This is a genomic window from Desulfobacula sp., from assembly GCF_021107415.1.
In genome coordinates this window covers 1-2564 of the sequence record NZ_JAIOSW010000443.1, presented here as the reverse complement: position 1 = coordinate 2564, position 2564 = coordinate 1, and the positions used below count along the sequence as shown (strand labels likewise).

Sequence of the window (2564 nt, the reverse complement as noted above, 5' to 3'; positions counted from 1 at the left end):
CTTGTTGATGAATATGACAAACCTATATTAGACAATATTACCAACCCCGACATAGCAAAAAAACAGCGCAACGGTCTTCGAAATTTTTATTCTGTACTCAAAGCCCAGGGAGCTCATCTTTGCTTTGTCATGCTCACAGGCGTATCAAAATTCTCTAAAGTATCCTTGTTTTCAGGCTTAAACAACTTACAGGATATAACCCTTGATAAACGATACGGAACCATATGCGGTTATACTCAAAAAGAACTTGAAACTATTTTCCATGAACACCTTGAAAACATTGATCTAAACCAGATAAAAAAGTGGTACAATGGATATAATTTTCTTTCTGATCCAGTTTACAATCCATTTGATGTCCTGCTCTATCTTGATACCCGCCAATTCAAACCCCACTGGTTTGAAACAGGAACGCCAACTTTTCTTGTGGATCTCATACATGAAAAAAAACTATTAACCACTTCACTCGAAAACCTTGAAATCACAGACACCTTTATGGGAAGCTTTGATGTGGATTCCATAGAGCCGGAACCTCTTTTATTTCAGACAGGATATTTAACTATTCTAAAGGAAGAAACATACCCTGGCGGTCTTTTCTATACACTTGGCTTCCCCAATCATGAAGTACGATATGCTTTTAACAATGCCATCCTGCTTAAACTAAGCAAAAATGCCCAAAGCCAGGACAAATATAAACTTGCCTTAATGCGCATCCTGCAAAACAACCGGTTGGACAAATTAAAAGATCTCTTCCACAATTTTTTTGCATCCATCCCCCATGAATGGTACCGCAAAAACGATATTGCCCAATACGAGGGCTACTACTGCTCCATAGTTTACTGCTATTTTACGGCCCTTGGTCTTGAAGTCCATGCAGAAGAATCCACAAACCATGGACAGCTTGATATGGCAGTATTGTTTAACAATTGTGTTTACATAATTGAATTCAAAGTAAATGAACTTACAAATCCAGGCAAAGCTCTATCCCAGATAAAAGAAAAAAAATACCATGAAAAATATGCAGACCAGGAAACATACCTCATCGGCATTGAATTCAGTAAGAAAGACAAAAACATAACCCGGTTTGAATGGGAAAAACTATGAAAAAATTACCAATAGGCATTCAAACATTCAGTAAAATCCGCAAAGGCAATTATTGTTATGCTGATAAAACCAGACTTATAGCCAAATTAATTAATCAGGATTAGGGGGACACCTTATTTAATTATTGACAAAATCCCAATTATATGTTTTTATCAAACATGGCACGAATAGCAAGAGCAGTAGCACCAGGAATTCCGCATCATATCACTCAGCGTGGAAACAGACGGCAACAAACTTTTTTTAACGATGAAGATTATCAGTTCTATTTAGAATTGATGTCAGAATGGTGTAAAAAATTTCAAGTAGATATTTGGGCTTATTGTCTTATGCCCAACCACGTGCACCTAATTGCCGTACCCAAAACAAAGGATGGTTTAAAGCAGGCAATTGGTGAAGCACATAGACGATACACTAGACGGATCAATTTTCGGGAAGGATGGCGTGGCCATCTATGGCAGGGAAGATTTTCATCTTTTATTATGGATGAACGATACCTACTGGCATGTACGAGATATGTGGAATTAAATCCGATCCGTAGTGGATTGGCAAGCAAACCTGAAGACTGGTTCTGGAGCAGTGCCGGACCACATATGACAGGTCAAGATGATATCCTCGTAAATACAAAGCCATTGTTGCAAATGGTAAACAAACCTTGGATAAAATTTTTAACGTTTGATGCTCAGGAATCAGAAAAAGAGTTATTTAAAAAACATGAACGGACCGGCAGACCTTTAGGTATGGATTCTTTTGTTGAAAAAATAGAACTCCTTTTAGACCGAAAACTCAAACCTCAGAAACCCGGGCCAAAAAAAGAAGATAAGTAAGGTGTCCCCGGAAATCGGGAAATCGCCCGGAAATGCGGAAATCGGAAATCGGAAATCGAAATTATTAGGAATAGTAAAATATGCAAAAATTACCAATAGGCATTCAAACATTTTCTGATATACGAACAGGAAACTATTGCTATGCCGATAAAACCGGACTTATTGCCCAATTAACAGACCAGGGGAAATTTTATTTTTTATCCCGGCCCCGTCGTTTTGGTAAAAGCCTGCTCATAGATACCATTGCTGAGGCTTTCCTGGGAAATAAAAAATTATTTAAAGGTCTGTACCTTGAAAACGAGTGGGACTGGAGCAAACAACATGCTGTAATACGCATTGATTTTGCACAAGTAATATTACAGTCCGGACAGCAATTAGAGTCAGCCATTATGGAAATGCTGGATGCTGCAGCCGAATCCTTTAACATAACCCTGAAAAGACAGGATATTCATCTTGTTTTTTCAGAACTTATCCGCAAGCTGCACGAAAAAACTGGGCAGCGCGTTGCCGTTCTTGTTGATGAATATGACAAACCTATATTAGACAATATTACCAACCCCGACATAGCAAAAAAACAGCGCAACGGTCTTCGAAATTTTTATTCTGTACTCAAAGCCCAGGGAGCTCATCTTTGCTTTG

At 38.4% G+C, this 2564-nt stretch carries 4 protein-coding genes; all 4 read left to right on the top strand.

What is annotated here, in order from left to right; translation table 11 throughout:
• Positions 1 to 1101 (top strand): AAA family ATPase (locus K8S13_RS22300; RefSeq protein ID WP_291465929.1); only part of this gene is annotated, 1101 nt, incomplete at its 5' end.
• Positions 1086 to 1205 (top strand): AAA family ATPase, encoded by a 120-nt coding sequence (locus K8S13_RS25825; RefSeq protein WP_367172822.1) that lies wholly within the window; start codon positions 1086 to 1088, stop codon positions 1203 to 1205. The genes K8S13_RS22300 and K8S13_RS25825, both read left to right, overlap by 16 nt.
• 54 nt (positions 1206 to 1259) lie before the next feature.
• Complete coding sequence (locus K8S13_RS22295; protein ID WP_291465928.1) at positions 1260 to 1925, top strand: transposase; 666 nt, start codon at positions 1260 to 1262, stop codon at positions 1923 to 1925.
• Positions 1926 to 2005: 80 nt separating this feature from the next.
• A partial coding sequence (locus tag K8S13_RS22290; RefSeq protein ID WP_291465927.1) for an AAA family ATPase occupies positions 2006 to 2564 on the top strand: 559 nt, incomplete at its 3' end.